This is a genomic window from Rhizobacter sp. P3_C12 (assembly GCF_056402735.1).
Genome location: NZ_JBFUGW010000382.1, coordinates 1 through 4,712, shown reverse-complemented (window position 1 = coordinate 4,712; position 4,712 = coordinate 1). Strand labels below are relative to the sequence as shown.

Annotated in this window: 3 protein-coding genes; all 3 read right to left on the bottom strand. The window is 65.2% G+C overall.

What is annotated here, in order from left to right:
* Positions 1-26: 26 nt before the first annotated feature.
* The gene (locus AC1DXV_RS31520) at positions 27-2,117 is read right to left on the bottom strand and encodes a PQQ-dependent sugar dehydrogenase (RefSeq protein ID WP_477937424.1); all 2,091 of its coding nucleotides are present in this window, start codon (positions 2,115-2,117) and stop codon (positions 27-29) included.
* Positions 2,118-2,286: 169 nt separating this feature from the next.
* Positions 2,287-3,855, bottom strand: coding sequence for a KAP family P-loop NTPase fold protein (locus AC1DXV_RS31515; RefSeq protein WP_477937422.1), 1,569 nt, complete (start codon positions 3,853-3,855; stop codon positions 2,287-2,289).
* Between the two features lie 31 nt (positions 3,856-3,886).
* The coding region (locus tag AC1DXV_RS31510; protein ID WP_477937420.1) for a sensor histidine kinase at positions 3,887-4,712 on the bottom strand (826 nt) is incomplete at its 5' end.

The following is a 4,712-nucleotide window of genomic DNA, read 5'->3' as shown; positions in this document are numbered from 1 at the left end:
TGCGGCGGGTGACCCGCCGCACGCCGTCAATTGCCGAGGATCACCTTGAAGATCTTCTCGTCGCTGTTGTTGGCGGTGCTGTCCTTGTCGCCGTTGTTGGTGGTGCTCATCCACAGGTTGCCGTCGACCGAGGGCTCCACGGTGCGGATGCGGCCGTAGGTGCCGCGGAACAGCTCCTGCACGTTGGTCAGGCTGTCGCCGCTGATGACTTCGCGGTACACGCGGGTGCCGCGCTGGCAGGCCACGTACAGCACGCCGCGCACGATCGCGATGCCGCTGCACGAGCCGTCGGCCGTCGGGTAGGTGCGCTTGGGCGCGATGTAGCCCGAGGTGGCGCAGCCGCTGCCGCCGCGCGACAAGGTGCCCTCGCAGTCGGGCCAGCCGTAGTTGCCGCCCTTCTGGATCAGGTTGGTCTCGTCCATCGTGCTGTCGCCGAACTCCTGCTGCCACAGCCGGCCCTGCGCATCGAAGGCCAGGCCCTGCGGGTTGCGGTGGCCGTAGCTCCACACGTAGTTGCCGAACGGGTTGTCGGTGGGCCGCGTGCCGTCCGGGTTCAGGCGCAGCACCTTGCCGTTCAGGCCGCTGGTGTTCTGCGCATTGGCGCCGTTCTGTGCATCGCCGGTGGCCACGTAGAGCTTGCCGTCGGGCCCGAAGCGCAGGCGGCCGCCGTTGTGGTACTTGTTGCGCAGGATGCCGCTCAGCAGCACCTGGAGGGTCGAGGTGTCCAGCGTGCCGTTGACGTACTTCAGGCGGATCACGCGGTTGTCGGTGGCCGTCGTGTGCATCACGTAGAGCCACGGGTCGGTGGCCGGGAAGGCCGGCGTCACCGCGAGCCCCATCAGGCCGCCCTCGCCATCGGTGCCCGACACGTTCGGGATCTTGCCGACGGTGGTCTTCGCGCCGGTGGCCGGGTTCAGCCGCACGATGTCCTGCGCATCGCGGCGGCTGTAGAGCACGCTGCCATCGGGCAGCGCGACCAGGCCCCAGGGGATGTCGGTGTCGGTCGTCACCTGGCTCACCGAGCACACCGGGTTGCTGCACGAACTGCCGGTCGTCAGGCTGACGCTGGTGGTGCGCTGCGACACGTTGCCCTGCGCATCGCGCGCGGCCACGGCATAGCGGTAGGTGGTGTTGGCCGCGAGGCCGCTGTCGGTGTAGCTGAGGTTCGAGGTGGAGCCGACCTTGGCGTCATCTCGGTAGACGTCGTAGGCGCTCACCGCGACGTTGTCGGTCGAGGCGCTCCAGCGCAGCGTGGCGGCGGTGCCTGCCACCGAGCCGGTGAGGCCGGCGGGCATGGTGGGCGCTTCTGTGTCGGCACTGCACTGCGGCACGCTGATGGGCAGCGTGGTGCTGGCCTGCGAGACATTGCCCGCCGCATCGCGGGCGTTCACGTACAGGCCCCACTGCGCGCCCGGGTTCAGCGTGAGCGTGGTGCTGAGCGTGCTGCCGCTCACCGAGGCCATGGCCTGGCCGTCGTGGTAGATGTCGTAGAACGCGACGCCGACGTTGTCGGTCGAGGCCGACCACGACAGCGTGACCGAGCGGCATTGCAGGTTGGCGATCTTCAGGTTGCCGGGGATCGACGGTGCCTGCGCGTCATTGCTGCCGCCATCGCTGCGGTTCCACACCTGGTTGCCCCGGCCGTGGCAGGCCCAGATCTGCACGGGCGCCTTCTGCGCGTTGCTGGCATCGACGACGTCGAGGCACAGGCCGGATTGCGAACCCGTGATGGTGCCGTTGGCGTTGTAGCGCCACTGCTGGTTGGCCTGGCCGTTGCAGGTGGACGAGGTGACCCGCGTGCCGTTCGTGGTGCCCTGGCCCTTGGCATCGAGGCAGCGGGTGCCGCCGAAGGTGCGCAGCTCGCCCGAGGCGGTGAACTCCCACTTCTGGTTGGCGCCCCCGTGGCAGTCGTAGATCTGGACGGCTGCGCCCGAGGTCGTGCTGTTGCCGCTGACGTCCATGCAGCGGCCGCTGGCCTTGCCGACGAGCGTGGTGGTGGCGGCCCAGGCCGGTGTGGCCGACAGCGCGAGCGCGGTCATGAAGGCCAACGGTGTCCCCGATGCGAGCCGCCACAGCGGCCTCACTCGCGGGGTCTTCAGGATCGTCGTGGGTTCCATGGCGCCGCCTCCTTGCGATGTTGGGTGAACATTCGTTCCGGCGGCATCATCTGTGGAATTTCAATTCCACGATGTAAACAAGCGTTCTTGTGAGGTGTCTGACGGATACAAGCCTCAGACGCAGCACGGATCCGAGGCGTCTTGGTGAACACCATCCTTATCGCCGGCGCTATCCGAGAGTCAGCTGCCCCGCGCACCTGACGAGGCGGTAGTAGGACCGGATCGATGGAGAGTAGCTCTCGTCCGGGTTGTGAGGATTGGGCAACTCCTCCGCCAGCTTGCTTGCCAGCGATTGAGGGTAGTCATATGCATTCGAATCGCTGGCAATCCTGCTGATATCTTTCAAATCGGCCCACGACCAAACGTAGTACTTGGATACGACATCCCAAAGCGAGACGGTGCGGGGCGTTTTCGGGTCGTATCGAAACTCCATGCCACTTCGCTCAGCAAAAAACGTTGTTCCCTGGTCACGCTTGATTCGCGCCTTGACGACGCCTTGAAAGTCGGCAGCCACGTCGCCTTTGATGGCGATGGCATCGAATCCTGCGGAATCGACGTGTCGAAGCGCGCAGAGGAACGCAAGCCAGAGAAGGAATATGGTCTTCGATCCCGGGACACCTGCAGCCGCAGCCGAAATCATCTCGCACACTTGACGCTGTGACCGAAGGTCCAGCTCGAACGCATCGAAGATCCATTTGAGTGTGGCGACCGGCGATTTCTTCTCCACGCTGCCCGAGCCCCGAAGAGGCAAACCAAGATCGACAGCGACCGGCAGCACCAAGTGATGCCGCACCAAATCATCGATGAACGTATCACCATTGAAATCAGGCAAGGCGTAGCTGACATCAAAGAATCRCTTCAAGTAGCTGTAGCCATTGAAGCCCGATCCATAGACGGCTTTCACTGCTTCGGTCAGCTGCGAAACGTTGGTGGACACCACAAAGCAAACGCCCTTGATGCCGAACACGTGCTTGAGGCCCTCAAGCAGCGAGATCGCAAAATCGGGGCGGCAACGATCGAGTTCATCGACAAACGCAAATAGCGGAAGCTTGCGATCGCTGGCTTCGGAAATCACGCGAAGAGTCTCCTCGACCGACTCTCGGAAATCACGGAAGACTTGCGCCTTTTCCGAATGAGCCTCGAGCTCTTTTTCAAAGTACGCGTCGAGGCCAGCGTTGACTCCATCGAGGCCAGCCTCCGTGAGTTGATCCATGTCGATTTCGGCGGAACCATCTCGGAACGCTTCCACAACCTCGCCAGCGGCTACCCCGGTCACCTTCGTCAAGACACCCTTCGCGACCTGCTTGCCAGCCGGGATGAGCCCGCGCCGCAAAAAGCGCACCGCGTTGCCAATAKTCCTCTTTGCCTTCTTCTGCAACGAGGGTTTCAGGCCACCCCGAGAGATTTCGGCATCGATCGCCGACCGAAATGCGGCCATGAACGCCACGACAGGGTCGGCCGCATAGTCCGCCGCCCAAGCGTCAAAGACGAAAGCGGGATGCGAGTCGGTGGACTCTTGAAGCGTACGCGCCCAGTTCTGAATGAAATAGGTCTTGCCCTGGCCCCACYGCGCATCCAGCGCCAAGGTGAACGAGGCGTTGGGACCGCTTTCCGGGCACACACGCCTGGAAAGGTAGGCCGTCAAAAAGTCGGCGTACTCGCGGCGATTCAGCAGATCGTCATGCCATGGTGCTAACGAAGACACCGCCTTGATGTCAGCTTCCTTTGCATCTGCCATGTCCTCTCCTCCGCTTCAAGCAAAAGCGCCCTCAAGCCGCCACCACCGTCGCACTGACCCGGAACACCGCCCCGCCCCCAGGCGCGGCCTCGGCGCTGATCCGCCCACCCATCGCCTCGACGATCTGCCGCGTGATCGCGAGCCCGAGGCCCGCGCCCTGCCGCAGCTTCTGCCCCTGCACGCCCTGCGCATACGGCTGGAAGAGGCGCAAGCGGTCCTCGTCGCTCAACCCCGGCCCGGTGTCGCACACGTCGAGCTCCAGCTGCACGGCCGCGCCCTCGCCTTTCAACCGGCCCTGCACCGTCACCTCGCCTTCGCTGGTGAACTTGATCGCGTTGCCCACCAGGTTGTTGACGACCTGCCGCAGCCGCTGCGCGTCGATCAGCACGCGCGCCGCGCTGTCGGCCGCAAGCGTCGCGCGGAAACCCAGGCCCTTGCCCTGCGCGCTCAGCTCCAGCGGCGCGATCATCTGCAGCCACAGCGCCGCGAACTCGGTCGGCGCCAGTTGCAGCTCGACGCGCCGCTCCAGCTGCTGCTCGTACTGCAGCGTGGTCTCGAGCAGGCTCCTGAAGCCCTCGGCCGATTCGCTGATCGCATCGGCCAGCCGCTGGCGGCGCTCGGGCGGCAGGGTCTCCTTCAGCATCTGCGCGCCGGTGCCGATGGCGCCGATCGTGCCGCGCAGCTCGTGCGTCAGGTAGCTGATGAAGCGGCCGCGCGCGGCGGTGCTCTCTTCGGCCAGCCGCCGCGCATCGCRCTCGATCTTCCGCGCCTGCCGCAGCCGCCGGTTGCCACGCCGCAGCAGCAGCAACCAGGTCAGCAGCACCAGCAGCGTCGCCAGCAGCACCGCACCCAGCCGC

Coding starts and splice junctions, on each gene's coding strand:
- AC1DXV_RS31520 (WP_477937424.1), bottom strand. CDS start 2,117: ATGGAACCCACGACGATCCTGAAGACCCCGCGAGTGAGGCCGCTGTGG.